This is a genomic window from Campylobacter concisus (assembly GCF_003048905.1).
In the GTDB taxonomy this organism is placed as follows: domain Bacteria; phylum Campylobacterota; class Campylobacteria; order Campylobacterales; family Campylobacteraceae; genus Campylobacter_A; species Campylobacter_A concisus_V.
Genome location: NZ_PIRO01000002.1, coordinates 94656 through 110475, shown reverse-complemented (window position 1 = coordinate 110475; position 15820 = coordinate 94656). Strand labels below are relative to the sequence as shown.

Below are 15820 nucleotides of genomic sequence, written 5' to 3'. Positions count from 1 at the left end.
GATGCAAACACTTGATATTTTAGCCATTTGCATGATCGTAACTTCGCTTGCGGTTTTTGGTCTTAGAAGCTTAAAACTCTCAATCATCGCTTATGCGATAGAGACACTACTTCTAGTTAGTATATTTTTCTTGCTATCTGAGAAATTTAACGCTGAGCAGCTAAAAACTTGGGCGATCGTTGCCTTTTTTACAAAAGTTTTACTTGTGCCAGGAATTTTATTCTGGCTTATCAAAAAACTTGGCGTAGTTAGCGAAGATGAGCCAGTTGGTGGATTTTTTGTAAGCCCTGTTATTGCTATGGGATTTTCTCTAGCTCTTTCAATGAGTATCCACCCTATATTTTTAAAATTCTCTCTTATAAAAGAAGAGATCATGCTAATCGCAGCTGGAACAGTCTTTATGATGGGAATTTTTGGCTTTATGCTAAGAAATTCATTTATAAAACAAATTCTAGCTTACTGCTTGTTTGAAAACGGTATCCACCTAAGCCTTGCTCTAATGGCTTATAACTCACATGAGTTAGTCGAGCTTGGAATTTTAACAGATGCGATATTTGCCGTTATCATCATGAGCATTCTAGCGATTAGATTTTATAAAGCTTATGATAGTTTAGATACTTCTAAAGCTTCAAATTTAAGGGGTTAGAGATGGATAGTTTAGCTTTAATACTTATCTTACCGCTCCTTGGTGCTTTGGTCTTGTTTTTGAGTCCTAAAAATTATGCGGTATTAAGCGGACTTCATGTCTTGTTTTCTGCTGCGACATCGGTGGCTTTACTTAACAATGTTCTTAAAGTCTTAAGTAGCGGAACTTTTTATAGTTTTGATAAATTTTTGTTTTTAGATAGCTTAGGCTGTGTTTTCTTGGTGCTTATCGCTGTAACTGGATTTATAGTAAATTTCTACTCTATCCACTATATGAGATGGGAACTTGAAGATGGACACATCCACTTAAGTGATCTTAAAAAATATTATGCATTAAGCCATGTATTTATCTTTACAATGACTTTAAGCGTTATTTGCAACAACGTTGCGTTTATGTGGGCAGCTATCGAGGCAACAACTCTTGCTTCAGTATTTTTGGTCGCTATCCATAAAGATCAAAAATCAACAGAGAGTGGTTACAAATACATCGTTCTTTGCTCAATTGGCCTAGCATTTGCACTTTATGCGACTGTTCTTTTATATTCAGCCACATTTAGTACTCTAGGAGATGGCGAAGCTTCTATGCTATTTTCAAGCATAATGGCAAATGCTAAAAATTTAAACCCAGATGCAGCAAAACTTATCTTTGTATTTGCTCTAATTGGTTTTGGTACAAAAGCTGGTCTTGCTCCAACTCACACTTGGCTACCAGACGTTCACGCTGAAGGTCCAGCACCTATCTCAGCATTGCTTTCAGGCGTACTTTTAAAATGTGCGATGCTAGCGCTCTTAAGATACTACGCTATCACAGCTCAAGCAGTTGGATTTAGCTTTGTTGAGGGCATAATGATCGTTTCAGGAACTATCACACTTTTTGTAGCAGGATTTTTCCTAATCAGACAACACAACGTAAAAAGAATGTTTGCATATCACTCAATCGTTCACATGGGTGTTATCGCATTTGCACTTGGTGTTGGCGGTAAATTTGGTCTATTTGCAGCGATATTTCACTGCTTAGCTCACAGCTTTACAAAAGCTTTGGCATTTTGCTCAACAGGCAATATCGCAAGAATTTATGGCCACAAAGATATGAGTAAGATGGGCGGCATGGTTAAGATCGCACCAATTACAACTATAATGTTTGGTGCAGCTGTATGCTCACTAGTTGGTGTTCCAGCATTTGCTATATTTGTTAGCGAATATAACGTCTTTGTCGGAGCTATCACAAGTGGTCAATACATCGCAGTTGCACTATTTGCTATTGCACTTGCAGTTATTTTCATAGCTGACTTTGCGCACTTTAACATGGCAAGCTTTGGCGAGCCAAAAGGTGTGGTTGTTCATAATAAAGAGATGAGTTTGTTAGAGAATTTACCTCTTATAGCACTTTGTGCCCTTATCATAATCTTTGGCGTATGGCACGTAGATAGCTTTTATACGCTAGTAGATAACGGTGTTAATATAATGATGGGAGCTTTAAAATGAGAGGCGATAAATTTGTAGAAATCCTAAAAACTAAAGTAAAAATTTTAGAGGTAACTCGTCAAGCAGACGATCAGATCACTGTTTTAGTCGATAGAAACGACCTTCCACTAGCTGTTAAAACGCTTTACTATGATATCGGCGGCTTTATAAGCACTATGATACCAAATGACGAGCGCCAGATAAATGGCAGCTATGCGCTTTACTACGCTATCTCAATGGAAGGTAGCAAGATGACTGAGGCGGATGATTTTGCAGCCGAGGATAAGTGCTTTATCACTGTTAAAACGCTTATTCCAGGAAGTGATCCGACATTTCCATCTGTTACTCCGCTAGTGCCAGCTTGTGTTTGGTACGAAAGAGAAGCTTATGATATGTTTGGCCTTGTGGCCGAAGGTTTGCCTGATAAAAGGCGTCTAGTTTTAAGTGATGACTGGCCAGACGGACTTCACCCACTTAGAAAAGATGCGATGGATTATCGCTACCGCCCTGATCCAGTTGATCACAGAGATGAGCCTGATTCTGAGTTTTTGTTTCCAACAGGTGATGCAGTAGTTGATGTGCCACTTGGACCACTACATATTACTTCAGATGAGCCAGGTCACTTTAGACTTTTCTGTGATGGTGATGAGATCATCGACGCTGACTACCGCCTCTTTTATCAACACCGCGGTATGGAAAAGCTAGCTGAAAATAGAATGAACTATGACCAAATGGGCTATCTTGCAGAGAGAGTTTGTGGAATTTGTGGTTATGCTCACGCTATTGCTTGTATCGAAGCAGCAGAAAAAGCTATCAAGCTTGAAATTCCACTAAGAGCTCAAGCTATACGTGTCATCTGTCTTGAGATCGAGCGTCTTCACAGTCACCTTTTAAATATCGGTCTAGCTTGTGAGGTCACTGGTAACTACAACGCTTTCATGCATATCTTTAGGGTTCGTGAGTACTCTATGGAGCTAGCTCAATTAGTAACTGGCGGACGTAAAACATACGGCAACGTTGTTATGGGCGGCTTAAGACGTGATATGACAAACCAAGAGATTAAAAAAGGTATCGAGATCATAAATAAACTTGACGTTCAAATTTCAGAAATTTGGGACGCAGTTATGGAGGATAAACGCCAAATCGGACGCTGGAAAGGTGTGGGAATCCTAGATCGCCAAATAGCACGTGACTTTAGCCCAGTTGGTCCAAATATGAGAGGCTCTGGCTTTAAACGTGATAACCGCTACGATCACCCATACGACTTCTTTAAACAGATAGAATTTGAAGTAGCGGTTGAGCATGGTTGCGACGTTTTTGCTCGTGAGATGGTTAGATATAAAGAGCTAAAAAGCTCTATCCACATCATCCGCCAATGCTTTGAGCTAATGCCTCAAACTCCGATCATGATCGATCCTGTGACTATGATCAAACCTGAAAATTTTGCACTTGGTCATGATGAAGCACCACGTGGCGAGAATGTTCACTGGATCATGCAGGGCAGCGCTCAAAAAGTATATCGCTGGAGATGCAGGGCAGCAACATATAACAACTGGCCAAGTCTAAGGTATCAATTTAGAGGAAACAACATAAGTGACGCTGCGCTTATCGTTTGCTCACTTGACCCTTGCTACTCATGCACCGAGCGTGTTACTTTGGTTGATGTAAGGACTAAAAAAAGTAAAATTTTAACAGAAAAAGACCTTAAAAAATTCTGTCAAGATGGCGAGGTTAGTAAGAAGGATTTAAGATGATGAAGTTATTTGACATCACAGAAAAATATGGAAAAGCGACATACGCCTATCCATTTGAGCCATATATTGTTCCTGAAAATTTCCGTGGTCAGCCAAACTATACATACGATCTTTGCATAGGTTGTGCAGCTTGCGGTATCGCTTGTCCTAGTAACGCGATAGAGCTTAAAATGAATGAGGAGCAAACAAAGCTTGTTTGGGAATTTGACTGCGGACGCTGCATATTTTGCGGTCGCTGCGATGAGGTTTGCCCAACCGGAGCCGTTCGCCTAAGTGATAGCTTCGAGCTTGCAGTTAAATTTGACAAGAGTGCTCTTATCCAAAGAGGCGAGCTTGAGATGCAAACTTGCAAATGCTGCGGCAAACCATTTACGCCAAAAAGGCTTATAAATTTCACTCTTGAAAAGCTTGGCACAGCAAATTTACTCCCAGGCAGACTTGAAGAGGCAAAAGAGTACCTTTTTATCTGCCCAGAGTGCAAGAAAAATCAATCTGCTGAGAGGCTAACAAAAGGCGTTGAGGAGGCTATAAAATGAGTCTATATCAAGTCCCAGAGGACATAAAAACAGCAAATGACCTAACTGCAAAGCTAGAGCATTTAAAAAATATCAAAAGAAGCTTTAGCGTTTATAGGATCGACTGCGGAAGCTGTAACGGCTGTGAGATAGAAATTTTTGCAGCTATTACACCGATGTGGGACCCTGAGCGTTTTGGTTTTAAGCTTGTAGCAAACCCAAGACACGCTGATATTTTGCTTTGCACCGGTCCTGTAACAAGACAGATGTATTATCCGCTTCTTCGTGCTTATGAGGCGACTCCAGATCCTAAGATCGTAGTTGCTCTTGGTGCATGCGGAAGCAGTGGCGGAATTTTCCACGACGCTTATAGCGTTTGGGGCGGCATTGATAAGATAATCCCAGTCGATGTCTATATCCCAGGCTGTCCTCCACACCCAGCAAGCATTATTTACGGCCTTGGAATGGCTCTTGGTATCATCGATCAAAAACTTCATAAAAAAAGCTATGAAGAAGATAATACATTGCCACCTTCAGTTGAGAAGTCGGTTATAGGCGATATCTTGTTTGAGCGTGACTTGCAAGCTGAAAGCAGAAGGCTAATGAGCTATATCTTTGGTAGAATCCTTTTTGAAAAATATATGAATGCTATCAAATGTTCAAAAGATGTCCATGACCCAAGCATCTCAAGAGAGGCTGTGCTTACAGCTATCAAAAAAGAGGAAGATCCTAGATATGCTGAGTGCATGGGGCTTTTGCATAATGATGTCTATCTAAAATATGCAAAAGCTGATAAAAGCTTTGCGATAGACGTTGATAGTGAGGTTTGGAGTAAGAGATGATACAAGTTTATAAGCTTACAAAAAGGCATATGGACGACAACGACAAGCTTCCACGCGAGCTAAAGGAGATAAAAATTTTCTCCACTTGCGTGGGACATGGCGTTGGCACAATTGATTTTAGCGAGAAAATTTTAGAGCTAAGCGATGAGGAATTTGACGAGATGATCAAAAACTCAGGCGAATACGTGAAATTTAAGATCGGAAATTTAAGCAAATATTTTGAAGTTGAAATTTTTGCCGAGCATATCGCTAAACTCTTGCCGCAGCTTTGTGAGTGTAAGCTTAAAGAAATTTTGGCAAATTTAAAAGAGGGATATATCGTGCTTAGGAAGGACTTTTGATGAAAAAGGCCATCCTTTGCATCGGTAATCCTATGCGTGGCGATGATGATGTGGGTAATGAAGTAGGCCGCATCGTAGAGGCCGAGCTAAAAGAGTGGAAGGTCTTTTTTGGGCAAGATGTGCCTGAGAATGAATTCTCGGCCATTAGAGAATTTGCGCCTGATATCTTGATAGTAGTTGATGCGATGAGCGGCTTTGATGAGGATAAGATAGAGTTTTTCGACCTAAGTGACGATAGAGACTACATCTACTCGACTCACAATCTCCCAACGCCAGTGCTTTTAAGCTATTTGCGTAAAATTTGTCCAAAGACGCTTTTTCTTGGCATTAGCGTCTTGCTCGAAAATGTCTTAAATTTCGAAGAGGGACTAAGCGAGCAGGCTAAAAAAAGTGCAAGAAAAGCTTTTTTAAGAATTGTAGAGATTGATAAAAATTTAGTCGGTTAAATTTAGCAAATAGCTAAATTTAGTCTTTTTGGTTGCTAAAGGCAAAATTTTGCTTTTAATCGCAAGCAGTGATTTGACTTTAGTGATTTTGCAAAGTGTTAAACTTTGATCGCCAAGATGAGCCTGGCTCATTTGCGAGATTGAAAATAAAAAGGAGAATGTGATGTTAAATCCGGCAGAAACCGCTCAAGCGGTCTCAAGCTCTATGGAGCATAAGGCTCATATGCCACTTGCAAGTATTATTTTTCTTGCCATCATGGCTGGAGCTGCTATTGCTATGGGTGATATTTTCTGGGCTCACTCAACAGTTGGTATGGCTGAAAATCAGTCTATTGGCCTTTCAAATTTTATCGGCGGTATCACATTTAGCTGTGGTCTTATGATGGTTGTCTTTTATGGCGGCCACCTCTTTACAAGCTCTGTTTTAAGCGGTGTTAGCGCATATGAAGGCAAGCTAAAACTAGGTAAGACTATCGGATACTGGGCTATTGTTTGGATATTTAACTTCGTTGGTGGCGCATTGATCGCTTATATGTACTACTACTCAGGCTTGCCACTAAAGTATGATGGCTACATCTTACAGCACTTTATACCAGCTGGTATTGGCAAGATCACAGCACCATTTCATGAGCTATTTATCCGCGGAATTTTTTGTAACGTCTTTGTTTGTATGTCTATTTGGACTGCGACAAGTGAGAGCAATCTATCTGGTAAATTCTTTGCCATTATGTGGATGATCGGCGCATTTGTGGCTTGCTCAATGGAGCACTGCGTGGCAAATATGTTCATAATCACTGAAGCCATCATCTCAAAAGCTCACTATATCGCGGCAAACGGCGGAGATATCGCTGCTGCAGCTGCAGCTTTAGGACATGGCATCACGGCTGAAAAACTAGAAGTTTTAAACTGGGGAAATTTCATCGGTAAAAACTTAGTTCCAGTTACACTTGGTAATATCTGCGGCGGACTTTTCTTTGTTGGTTTAGTTGGCTTTATGGCTAATAAATTCGATATGAAGAAAAAAGCTTAAAAATTTTTAGTCTTTGCTTCTTGGCAAAGACTAATCCTTCAAAGCCACCCTTTACTAGGTAGCCATCTCTGTATCTATTAAAAATTTTTGATTTTTAGTTTGTGTAACTTTCAAGCTTTTCGTAATCTATGATCAAAAATTCATGTGGCGTTATTTTTCTTATGATGTCGTTTTTTATAAGCTCATTAAATGCAGTTGAAGCACTTTGCCTTTTAAGTCCTACGAAGCTTGAGAGTACTTTTAGAGAAAATGGTAAAAATATGTAGTGATATCCATTTTGCTTTAGATCCTGCTCCTTTGCAAGTTCGATTAAAAAATTTGCAATCCTACCCTTTGCATCTTCAAAAAGTATAGATTTTATTATCTGGCGTTGTACGATGATGGCGTTTAATGCCGCTTTTAAAATTTCATCTACAACATTTACATTTGATAAAATTTCACTTATTTCGCTTAAGTTTATGGAGTAAATTTTTGCGTCTTCTAAAATTTCAAAAGCACAATTATCATCAAGAACAGCAATGTTGTTTGCTTCCAAACGGTAAAGGATAAATTCTTCCCCATCTTCAAAAAACGAAAGCTTTGCACAGCCACTTTTTAAAATGATGATTTTGATCTCTTCTGCGTAGATGATGCTTGTTTTTGGAAGGTTTTTGTACTCAAATTTATCAAGCTCGGATTGAGTTAGGATATCTAAAATTTGTGTTTGCAAAAGGCCTAAACGTGATTTTTTCATTTTTCTCCCAAAAAATGTTTAGAGCCTGATTTTACTTCACAAAGCATTTAAAGAAGTTGAAAAATATTGCTTTTAGTTTATGAATTTCAATAATTTTTAAAAGTAGTATTAATTTTTTAATTTGGTTGCATAAATCGCAACCAAATTTTTAAAATCCATGAAGTTGTTTTAACTTCTCATCGATTGGCTTTTTAAGTCCATCTTTCGTCACGCTTACGTAAGTTGCGGTAGCGCTAGTAACGTGTATAGTTTCTCTATATCCGCCCGGATTTAGCCTAAGGGCGGTTACTTCTATTTGCGTTGTTATTGAGGTTTTACCAACAGAGATGATTTTAGCGTAGCAGCTTAGCACATCGCCAACAAAGACAGGTTGCTTGAAAATGATCTCTTTCATAGAAATCGTCACAACGCGTTCAGGAGAAATTTCTCTTGCAGCTTGTGCACCTGCAAGGTCGATCTGACTCATTATCCAGCCACCAAAAATATTTCCAGCTGAGTTTGTATCTTTTGGCAACATAACTTGTTTTATGCGCGGCTCACCAAAATCTTTTAAAATATCCATTTTTTGCCTTTTAGATGTTAAAATTTTTGGTTGATTGTAGCAAATTTTAAGGCTTTATGCTAAAATCTTGCAACTTCAGGGGATGAAAAAATGAACGATTTTAAAAGATTAAATGAACTTACAAAAGAGCAAAAAAACAAGCTAAATGCTATTTATAAAAATTTAGATGATGACATTATAAACGAAGCTGTTAAAATTTGTGGTCTTGCTGGCACACCAAGCCAAAAACTAGCCCTTGCAAGAAGGATAGTAGATCTTAAAGTTGATCCGCTTCAAAATGATCTAAAAAAGCTAAATTTAGGCGAAGACGAGCAAAAACGAGTGCTAAATTTAATGTATGGCTACGTTAGAAATTTATATGAAAACCTGCACGCCAAGCTTTTAGAAAAGGCCAAAGAAGAGAAAATTTTAGATCCGTTTAACCAAGCTTTTGTGCAGGCGATGCATGAACTTGGGCTTAGTCTAAATGCGTGGCAAATTTCATGGCAAGAAAAGATAATAGACACTGCAAACAAAGAGTTTGAGGCTAAATTTAAAGATTTAAGCCAGGCAAATGAGTTTATCACTAAAAATACTTTATTTCAGTGTGATAGTAACGGCGTAAGGGCTGATAGAACGTATGGCGCGGTAGTAAAGGAAGGTGATAAATTTAGCTTTTTGCCTTACGCACTTGCTTTTAAAGATGAGGTTAGAGAGCTTAAAAGTGTTTTTGTTAAAAATCTTGAAATTTTAAGAAATTTAGCCAAAAACGACGAGCAAAAATCTTACGTAAAATACCTTGAAAAGCTACAAAATGCCTTTTGTGAAGAAGATAATGCAAAGGTGATAAACGCTTGGCAAGAGGCTGAGATAGCGTGGATGGATGTAAAAGGTGCGCTTCAGCCGGGTCATCCACTAGAGTACTACGAGGATGCCTACACGCACGCAGTTGCGCTAGAGTGGGATATCAGGCTGGTTGATAGCGAGGGCATTGATGAGCTTAAATTTAAAGAAAAAGTGGCAAAAACTTACGAAAGCGTTTGCGAAAAGATCAAATTTGATAACGCCGAGACAAACAAGGTAGTTAGCGAAAATATCGCTAGAACGCAGCTTTATATAAGCGTGCCGATGATCTATTACGCAGCGGAGCTAAACGGGCTTTTTAGCGCTCAAGTCGTACCAAATGATGAGAGTGTGAGCGCAAAATGCGGCAAGAAAATTTTTGCCTTTGTAAATCACGTCTACGAGGGCGCAAAGGCAAAGCCTTTTATGAAGCTTGGGGTTGAAATTTTTAGCAAAGAATTTTTGGATTTTGGCAGAGAGATTTTATTTTTAAAGCCAAAAATTTGGAAAAAAGTCTATGAAATCTCAACGATCGGCCATGAGTTTGGACACATACTCTTTATCGGGCTTGATACGGAGATGAGCATGAATAAAAGTGGCGTCTTTAAATTTATAGAAGAGTACAAGGCGACAACTGGTGGGCTAGTAAATTTTTTCTTGCACGAAGAGGCGGAGTATAAAATGGCTGTCTTTCACGAGCTAATCGCCCGTGCTGTTGGGCTTATCGCGTGGCGAAAGGTTGATGAGGTGAGGGCGTACTACTGCGAGGGGCTCATACATCTTAGCCTGCTTTTTAGAGCTGGAGTGCTTAAATTTGATGGCAAACTAAGCGTGGATATGAGCGAGCAAGCTTACGCTAAATTTAAAGAAATTTGCTTAGAGAACTACTTTGACCTAGCACAAATATACGCTGAAAAAGTTGATGCGAGCACATTTTTGGAGAAATTTTGCCAAAAAGATGAACTAAGCTATCTGCCAAAAGATGAAGAGTGCAAGAAATTTGTTGAGCATTTTTACGCTAGATACGAAGCTATCGGCAACGACGTCGATGATAGCGGTGAGTGGCAAAGGTGGCAAAGCTTAGCCAAAAAGGCAGAGAAAGATATATAAAGACGGAACATGATAAGTAAAATAAGTAACGAAAATCAAGTATCTTTTTTATTTATGTTGATACTTTTTTGTGTATATGTTGTTAGTTATTTTATTGCTAGTGGTTTTTATGAAGACATAATTACTACTCTATTTGATTTTATGATCACATTATTTATCTTTTTAAAGCTAAAAGAGACAAGAAATTTAAAAACATATTGGATATATATATTACTAGGCCTTACTTGTTGGGTAGCATCAGACACTATGTGGATGCTATATGATAAGGTTGATTTTCTTAAACAATTTCTTTCTAAAGTCAATTTTATACAAATCTCATACGTAGTCTCATATTTTATGTTTGCATTTTCTGCTTTTTATATTTTGATTAAAAATTTGAAAAATTTATTTTTAATGCAAGTATTTGTGGACTCAGTTTCTATTTCCGCAATATATTTTAGTTTTATGTGGTTTATGATTTTTAATAGAAATTTAACTCAAGTTTTAAGTCAAAAAGATTTTTTTAATCTAAGTTACATTGCCATAGATTTATTTATGTTTTGTACTTCATTTATTGCGTTTTTTTCACTTAAATTTTCAAAAAAAAGACTATCTATACTTTTATGCTTGATAGCGCTTATTGTAATAAGCACTTATGACGTTTTTACCACTACAATGGATTTTTGGATAGATGAAATATCCTTTTTTGGATACGACATTGTATTTAAGAGTTCATTTTTTATGTTGTTTGTTGCCACACTTCATTTAAGAGAGGGTGAGGCAAATCTAAAATTTAGGGCGCTCAGAAACGATTTTGATAAAATTTTAATACAAAAGCTATTTGTTTTTGCTGTATTTTTAACGATCATGATCTTGTACTCTTGGAAGATAAATTTGACATGGTTATTTTCTATTTTAGTTACTTTGCTTGCATACGGGGCATTATCTTATACGTTTTCTAATGTTAGAAAAATGGATATTTTAATTAAACGTGAAATACATATCAAAAAAGTGTTAAATAATCAGATAGAAAGTAAAGTAAAAGAGCTTGAAGAGACAAATAGGCACCTACAAAGGATCAGTAAATATGATTATTTGACAAATGCTCTAAATCGCCAGTATTTTATTGCAAGGCTTGAAGAGATGATAAAGTCAAAGGCACTTGGCGAAAAGATAGATATTTATAGTATTGACATAAACCATTTTAAAGCGATAAATGACTCGTATGGGCATTATATAGGTGATGATGTAATAGCAAAGTTTGCTTCAAATATTGAGTCAATATTGCCACCAAACGATTCCTTATTTGCAAGATCTGGCGGAGATGACTTTATCGTTGTTGTCAAGCAAAATGAAAATGTGCATTGCAGGGAATTTTTGCACTATCTACTAAAAGCTATTTCAGAGCCAATCGTTATAGATGATTATAAAATTGTACTTGATGCGAAAATAGGGATTAGCTCGACACAAACTAGTGAAATTTTGGCTGATGATTTTATCATGCAATCAGAAGCAGCACTAGAAGCAGCAAAGAAAGATGCATCTGAAAAGTATGTTTTTTATAGTGATATAAAAAGCATTATTCAGGATAGAAACTATATAGAAATATTGCTAAATAGCATAAGCTTTGATGAAGAATTTGAGCTAAAATTTCAGCCCCAATATCTAATAGAAGGTAAAAAAATAGTAGGAGCAGAGGCTCTTGTTAGGTGGAACTCTCCTATAAAAGGTCCAGTGGATCAATCAAAATTTATCCCAATAGCCGAACAAAGCTCTATTATCAATGCGATAGGAAAATGGGTGGCAAAAAATGCTATAAAACAAATGGCCTTTTGGAATGAAAAATATAATACAAACCTAAAAATAGGCATAAATATCTCACCAAAACAGATTGATAATATAAATTTTGCATCTAAATTTTTAAGTTATATAGATAGATACGGCATCGATCCATCTTGTGTAGATGTTGAGATCACTGAGGCTAGCCTCGTTAATGCCGAAGAGATGATGCAAAGTGCGTTATCTGAGCTTTCAAATAGAGGAATTTGCATATCCATAGATGATTTTGGTACCGGTTTTTCATCGATGAATTACATCAAAAAATATCCTATGAGTCGCCTAAAGATCGCTAAAGAGCTGATAGATAATATTGCTATAAATGATATAGATAAAGACGTGGTAAAAAGCGTTATAGCTCTAGCTAAAAATGTGGAGCTAAAGACTATTGCTGAAGGCGTCGAAGATGAAACCCAGCTTGAAATTTTAAGAGAGCTTGGATGCGATGAGGTGCAAGGGTATCTTTGGGGCAAGCCAATGAGTGCAGAGGATTTTGAAAAGCTTATAATAAGTGCTATTTAAGCACGCTCTTTGCGCTAAAATTTTCAAATTTCAAAATATCTTTATGGCAAAGTTTGGCTAGCTCATTTATCATTTTTGAGCTAGCTTCATCTTTTGGGATTATTAGATGAATCTTTTCTTCTAAAAAAATGATAAAAATATTTTTGAGCTCATAAATTTCACTAACTTTATTTAGGCCAAATTTTTCATTTTCTTTGGGTTCGTTTTCATAATAAGCCAGAAATTTCTCATTTACTTCAAAATTCATTTGCTTTTGAACGTCTGAAATTTCAATTCTCTTTAATGCAGCTATGCGACTTCTTTTTAAAAAAATAGGATAAAAAATGATCCAAAATATAGCAAAAACAGCTCCGATGACAGTAAAAATTTTACTTTTTAATAGCATATCAGCAACAAAACCAGCTATGATGGCTTCAGTAAATATCATAAAAGTGTTTATAAAATACTGCTTTCTTGCCGCCTTTGAGAAAAATAAGATAAAAGATTTATAATCTATTAAATTTTGTCCATTTATGACGATATTACACTTCATAAGATACCTTTGTGAATTTTAAAATTTTTTGGGAAATTATAACCAAAAGCAAAGTCAATTTTTGTATAATTTGGACTATTTCTTAGGAGAGGGACACTATTTTTTTAATATCAAAATCATCTATAACTGGCATGAGAAAATGGATCTTAGTTGCAGTTGTAGCGCTATTCGTATTTGCACTATTAGCATCTTTACTAGACTATAATCTAATTGGAAAAATTTCTATTTTACTTAGTTTATTTATAGTAACTTTTGGCATTTATACTTCAATGGATAAAGTAAAAACCAAAATAACGCATTGGCTTGCAATATGTTTTGGTGTTTTTTTATGGTCTATTTGCGATGCATTAATGGTGTTAAATCAAGATGTATTATTGCGGGCTCATAGTTCTTATGCGTATCTTGATGTGTTTTTTATGTTGCCGATGATATCTATTTTAGCTGGTGTTAGTATATTTTTGTATTCAAAATTTGCAGCTAGTCAAGAGAAACTAGCCATCATTATGGATAGCATAAGTGTCTTTTTTTTAATAGTAATTTTAATATATGGTATTTTTGATGAAGTAGATATCTTATCGATGATAAATAATAGATCAAATATCGTTTTTCTATCTATTGTGGCCATAAATTTTCTTATACTTTTTATCACTTTAAGTGAGATTTTTACAAGCAGTTTGCTTCATATAAAAATTAGCGGCTTTTACCTTATATCAGCTAGCATTTTATTTACGATGCTAAATTTATTTATTTTCTATAGTCAGATCTCAAATGTAAATTTTGGCCATAAAATAGATTTTTTATATATCGTTCCTTTCTTCTTCTTGATGATAGGAGCTTTTCATTTAAAAGCTAGAAATGAATATGTTACAAATACCGATAAAGATATCTCAATAGGATCAAAATGGCTACCAATAATAATAGTTTTGCCTTTGCTATTACAAGAAGATCTAACATCTTTTAGTGCACTTATCTCACTTTTTGTTTTAGTTGTAAATGCTATTGTTAATTACTATGTTAAAAGCTCTATTGCAAGTAGAAAAATATTAGATTATGAGAGAAATCTTCATAGAGAGATGGAAAAGTCGATGCATGAGCGAACCAATGAACTTATGCTCGCAAATTTAAGGCTTCAAGATATGTCTGAGAAAGACTATCTAACAGACCTTGGCAATAGAAATTTTATAGTAAATGAGCTTGAGAGAATGTGTAAAAGCATCTCTGAAGATGAGGAAATCGCAGTTTATTATATAAATTTAAGCCGTTTTAAAAGCATAAATACATCTTACGGACATGAAATAGGCGATAGAATTTTAAAGCTAGTTGCAAAAAGGATACTTGAAGTTTGTAATAGACAAGAGACCATAGCAAGGATTAGTGCGGACGAATTTATCGTACTAGCAAAAATGGAGATAAATAGTCATACAAAACGCTTAAATCTTGGTATTGCCTTAAAAGATGCTATTGAAAAACCAATTCAAATAGATAGATATCACTTTGGGCTTAAGTGCATAATAGGCATAGACGTAGCAACAAAAAATAGCACGGCAAATCCAAGAAATATTATAAAAAATGCAGATATGGCAATGTATTACGCCAAGAAAAATCCAGCTTTAAATCCTATGGTTTATAGCGATAAAATTAGCAATGAAATGCACCTAAGCTCAAGTATCGAGATCGCGCTTAAAAAAGCTAATTTACAAGAAGACCTTCATGTATATTTTCAACCAATATTTGATCTAAAAATCGAAAAAATGATCTACGCAGAGGTTTTTTTATATTGGAAATCAGAAAAATTTGGCTTGATGGAAGCAAGCAAATTTATGAAAGAGGTCAATGTAAATAGTGATATCTTAAACGATATTTGCTCGCTTTTAGTTTCAAAGACCATAGAGTGTGTAGATAGATGGCAAAAAGAAAAACTCTTGATACCAAAAATAAGTATAAATGTTGCACAGATTCAAAGTAAATCAGAAAAATTTGTTTTAGATTTTGTTTCTAGCTTACGCTCGCATCATATAAAGCCAGGGCTTTTTGAAATAGAATTTGGCGAAGAAATATGGACAAATAATACTAAGACGCTCGATAAAATTTTTTCTATTCTTAAAGAAAATAATATAGACGTTTGTATAGATAATTTTGGCTCTGGATATACTTCATTTATTTATATTAGAAAATACGATGTTAAGCGTATAAAAATAGCAAGTGAATTTGTTGCTCAAGCATCAAATAGCAAAATAGATGCACAAATAGTATCTGCAATTATTGATTTAGCAAAGGCAATGAAGATAAAAGTTGGCGCAAAAGGCGTAGAAAAAGAAGAGGACATTCGTTTCTTAAAAGAGCTTGATTGTAATGAAGTGCAAGGACTTTTCCTATCTCGTCCTATGAGTGCAGAAGAATTTGAAGACCTTGTAAGACAAGATCCTCAAATGATAGCTAAAGTTTAAATTTCAGCCTTTATCTCTTCGTTTGATTTTACGACCATACCTGAACCATGGATTACGCTTGGAACACAACTGGTGCAGATATCAACTTCTTCGCCATTTTTATGAGCGTGGATAAAAACCGCATTTGTATCATCGCTGCTTTTTAGTCCGCAAACATTGCAAACCACTAGATCTTTTTCTCTCATTTTTTCTCCTTTGAAATTTTTGCCTATTTTAGCTCCTAAATTTTATACATAAAAT

General features: G+C 36.0%; 16 protein-coding genes. 11 read left to right on the top strand and 5 right to left on the bottom strand.

Features of this window, described 5'->3' with window-relative positions; all coding sequences use genetic code 11:
- The first annotated feature begins 1 nt into the window (after position 1).
- From hyfE to CVS95_RS06715, 7 genes are read left to right on the top strand one after another with little or no spacing between them, the layout of a single operon-like run.
- Entirely contained in the window at positions 2 to 646 is a 645-nt protein-coding gene (gene hyfE, locus CVS95_RS06745; protein ID WP_021091711.1) for a hydrogenase 4 membrane subunit, read from the top strand.
- Positions 647 to 648: 2 nt separating this feature from the next.
- Positions 649 to 2130 (top strand): hydrogenase 4 subunit F, encoded by a 1482-nt coding sequence (locus tag CVS95_RS06740; protein WP_021091695.1) that lies wholly within the window; start codon positions 649 to 651, stop codon positions 2128 to 2130.
- Positions 2127 to 3863 (top strand): NADH-quinone oxidoreductase subunit C, encoded by a 1737-nt coding sequence (locus CVS95_RS06735; protein ID WP_107696035.1) that lies wholly within the window; start codon positions 2127 to 2129, stop codon positions 3861 to 3863. Before CVS95_RS06740 ends, CVS95_RS06735 begins: the two co-directional genes overlap by 4 nt.
- Positions 3860 to 4399, top strand: a complete 540-nt coding sequence (locus CVS95_RS06730) for a formate hydrogenlyase complex iron-sulfur subunit (protein ID WP_107696034.1) — start codon at positions 3860 to 3862, stop codon at positions 4397 to 4399. Before CVS95_RS06735 ends, CVS95_RS06730 begins: the two co-directional genes overlap by 4 nt.
- A complete protein-coding gene (locus CVS95_RS06725) occupies positions 4396 to 5220 on the top strand; it encodes an NADH-quinone oxidoreductase subunit B family protein (protein ID WP_021091627.1) in 825 nt (274 codons plus the stop codon). Before CVS95_RS06730 ends, CVS95_RS06725 begins: the two co-directional genes overlap by 4 nt.
- Entirely contained in the window at positions 5217 to 5561 is a 345-nt protein-coding gene (locus CVS95_RS06720) for a formate hydrogenlyase maturation HycH family protein (protein ID WP_021091884.1), read from the top strand. The genes CVS95_RS06725 and CVS95_RS06720 overlap by 4 nt, the downstream gene beginning before the upstream one ends.
- On the top strand, positions 5561 to 6007 hold the full coding sequence (locus tag CVS95_RS06715; protein ID WP_021091859.1) for a hydrogenase 3 maturation endopeptidase HyCI: 447 nt from the start codon (positions 5561 to 5563) through the stop codon (positions 6005 to 6007). The genes CVS95_RS06720 and CVS95_RS06715 overlap by 1 nt, the downstream gene beginning before the upstream one ends.
- Here the strand turns inward: CVS95_RS06715 and CVS95_RS09590 are convergent.
- A complete protein-coding gene (locus tag CVS95_RS09590) occupies positions 5996 to 6139 on the bottom strand; it encodes a hypothetical protein (protein ID WP_159071266.1) in 144 nt (47 codons plus the stop codon). The two genes, CVS95_RS06715 and CVS95_RS09590, sit on opposite strands and share 12 nt — an antisense overlap.
- 31 nt (positions 6140 to 6170) lie before the next feature.
- On the opposite strand from CVS95_RS09590, the gene CVS95_RS06710 reads away from it, so the two are divergent.
- Positions 6171 to 7037, top strand: coding sequence for a formate/nitrite transporter family protein (locus CVS95_RS06710; RefSeq protein WP_107696033.1), 867 nt, complete (start codon positions 6171 to 6173; stop codon positions 7035 to 7037).
- 94 nt (positions 7038 to 7131) lie between these two features.
- Here the strand turns inward: CVS95_RS06710 and CVS95_RS06705 are convergent, their stop codons facing one another.
- Together CVS95_RS06705 and CVS95_RS06700 are read right to left on the bottom strand one after the other, a co-directional pair.
- Complete coding sequence (locus CVS95_RS06705; RefSeq protein WP_107696032.1) at positions 7132 to 7770, bottom strand: Crp/Fnr family transcriptional regulator; 639 nt, start codon at positions 7768 to 7770, stop codon at positions 7132 to 7134.
- A gap of 148 nt (positions 7771 to 7918) precedes the next feature.
- Entirely contained in the window at positions 7919 to 8332 is a 414-nt protein-coding gene (locus CVS95_RS06700) for an acyl-CoA thioesterase (RefSeq protein ID WP_021091795.1), read from the bottom strand.
- Positions 8333 to 8422: 90 nt separating this feature from the next.
- On the opposite strand from CVS95_RS06700, the gene ciaB reads away from it, so the two are divergent.
- On the top strand, positions 8423 to 10264 hold the full coding sequence (gene ciaB, locus CVS95_RS06695; RefSeq protein ID WP_107696031.1) for an invasion protein CiaB: 1842 nt from the start codon (positions 8423 to 8425) through the stop codon (positions 10262 to 10264).
- 606 nt (positions 10265 to 10870) lie between these two features.
- Positions 10871 to 12601, top strand: coding sequence for a putative bifunctional diguanylate cyclase/phosphodiesterase (locus CVS95_RS06690; protein ID WP_234400040.1), 1731 nt, complete (start codon positions 10871 to 10873; stop codon positions 12599 to 12601).
- Here the strand turns inward: CVS95_RS06690 and CVS95_RS06685 are convergent.
- Positions 12594 to 13133, bottom strand: coding sequence for a hypothetical protein (locus CVS95_RS06685; protein ID WP_107696029.1), 540 nt, complete (start codon positions 13131 to 13133; stop codon positions 12594 to 12596). The genes CVS95_RS06690 and CVS95_RS06685 overlap by 8 nt on opposite strands.
- A gap of 269 nt (positions 13134 to 13402) precedes the next feature.
- On the opposite strand from CVS95_RS06685, the gene CVS95_RS06680 reads away from it, so the two are divergent.
- Positions 13403 to 15580: a bifunctional diguanylate cyclase/phosphodiesterase gene (locus tag CVS95_RS06680; protein ID WP_234400039.1), complete on the top strand. Its 2178-nt coding sequence runs from the start codon at positions 13403 to 13405 to the stop codon at positions 15578 to 15580.
- Here the strand turns inward: CVS95_RS06680 and CVS95_RS06675 are convergent.
- Positions 15577 to 15765, bottom strand: coding sequence for a hypothetical protein (locus CVS95_RS06675; protein ID WP_021091806.1), 189 nt, complete (start codon positions 15763 to 15765; stop codon positions 15577 to 15579). The two genes, CVS95_RS06680 and CVS95_RS06675, sit on opposite strands and share 4 nt — an antisense overlap.
- Between the last annotated feature and the right edge of the window lie 55 nt (positions 15766 to 15820).

Coding starts and splice junctions, on each gene's coding strand:
- CVS95_RS06730 (WP_107696034.1), top strand. CDS start 3,860: ATGATGAAGTTATTTGACATCACAGAAAAATATGGAAAAGCGACATAC.
- CVS95_RS06715 (WP_021091859.1), top strand. CDS start 5,561: ATGAAAAAGGCCATCCTTTGCATCGGTAATCCTATGCGTGGCGATGAT.
- CVS95_RS06710 (WP_107696033.1), top strand. CDS start 6,171: ATGTTAAATCCGGCAGAAACCGCTCAAGCGGTCTCAAGCTCTATGGAG.
- CVS95_RS06685 (WP_107696029.1), bottom strand. CDS start 13,133: ATGAAGTGTAATATCGTCATAAATGGACAAAATTTAATAGATTATAAA.
- CVS95_RS06675 (WP_021091806.1), bottom strand. CDS start 15,765: ATGAGAGAAAAAGATCTAGTGGTTTGCAATGTTTGCGGACTAAAAAGC.
- CVS95_RS06705 (WP_107696032.1), bottom strand. CDS start 7,770: ATGAAAAAATCACGTTTAGGCCTTTTGCAAACACAAATTTTAGATATC.
- CVS95_RS09590 (WP_159071266.1), bottom strand. CDS start 6,139: ATGAGCCAGGCTCATCTTGGCGATCAAAGTTTAACACTTTGCAAAATC.
- CVS95_RS06735 (WP_107696035.1), top strand. CDS start 2,127: ATGAGAGGCGATAAATTTGTAGAAATCCTAAAAACTAAAGTAAAAATT.
- CVS95_RS06720 (WP_021091884.1), top strand. CDS start 5,217: ATGATACAAGTTTATAAGCTTACAAAAAGGCATATGGACGACAACGAC.
- CVS95_RS06725 (WP_021091627.1), top strand. CDS start 4,396: ATGAGTCTATATCAAGTCCCAGAGGACATAAAAACAGCAAATGACCTA.
- hyfE (WP_021091711.1), top strand. CDS start 2: ATGCAAACACTTGATATTTTAGCCATTTGCATGATCGTAACTTCGCTT.
- CVS95_RS06740 (WP_021091695.1), top strand. CDS start 649: ATGGATAGTTTAGCTTTAATACTTATCTTACCGCTCCTTGGTGCTTTG.
- CVS95_RS06680 (WP_234400039.1), top strand. CDS start 13,403: ATGGATAAAGTAAAAACCAAAATAACGCATTGGCTTGCAATATGTTTT.
- ciaB (WP_107696031.1), top strand. CDS start 8,423: ATGAACGATTTTAAAAGATTAAATGAACTTACAAAAGAGCAAAAAAAC.
- CVS95_RS06700 (WP_021091795.1), bottom strand. CDS start 8,332: ATGGATATTTTAAAAGATTTTGGTGAGCCGCGCATAAAACAAGTTATG.